Source organism: Pseudomonas sp. EL_65y_Pfl1_R83 (assembly GCF_963970695.1).
Taxonomy (GTDB): Bacteria; Pseudomonadota; Gammaproteobacteria; order Pseudomonadales; family Pseudomonadaceae; genus Aquipseudomonas; species Aquipseudomonas tritici.
Genome location: NZ_CAXAQI010000268.1, coordinates 1 through 509 on the forward strand (window position 1 = coordinate 1; position 509 = coordinate 509).

Here is a 509-nt window from a genome sequence, read left to right on the forward strand (position 1 = left end):
GCAGAGTAACTCACAAATTTTACCTTAGCCTGATCCGTTACCAGTGAAAGTAACGTTCAGTCTATCTTTCTATCACATACCCAAATTTTTAAAGAACGATCTAATCAAAGACTAGAAATCAACATTCACCATCACAATAATGGAATGCTCATTTCTAAGCTTTCATAACGTAGAAGCAGTAGTGGTGGAGCCAAACGGGATCGAACCGTTGACCTCCTGCGTGCAAGGCAGGCGCTCTCCCAGCTGAGCTATGGCCCCGTATTTCTACAGGCGTTTCCCACACAAAATTGGTGGGTCTGGGCAGATTCGAACTGCCGACCTCACCCTTATCAGGGGTGCGCTCTAACCAACTGAGCTACAGACCCAATTTCGGGCTGCTTCTTATCGTCTTCTTCAATGAATCAAGCAATTCGTGTGGGAACTTATGGAGCAGCTGATGTCGTCGATTAAGGAGGTGATCCAGCCGCAGGTTCCCCTACGGCTACCTTGTTACGACTTCACCCCAGTCA

Annotated in this window: 2 tRNA genes and 1 rRNA gene; all 3 read right to left on the reverse strand. The window is 47.3% G+C overall.

The annotated features are described in order from the left end of the window. Positions 1 to 182 precede the first annotated feature (182 nt). Positions 183 to 258, reverse strand: a tRNA-Ala gene (locus tag AACY08_RS28795). A 30-nt stretch (positions 259 to 288) separates the two neighbouring features. Continuing rightward, positions 289 to 365: transfer RNA gene (locus tag AACY08_RS28800), tRNA-Ile, on the reverse strand. Positions 366 to 447: 82 nt separating this feature from the next. Next, positions 448 to 509 (reverse strand): 16S ribosomal RNA (locus AACY08_RS28805); the annotation flags it as partial.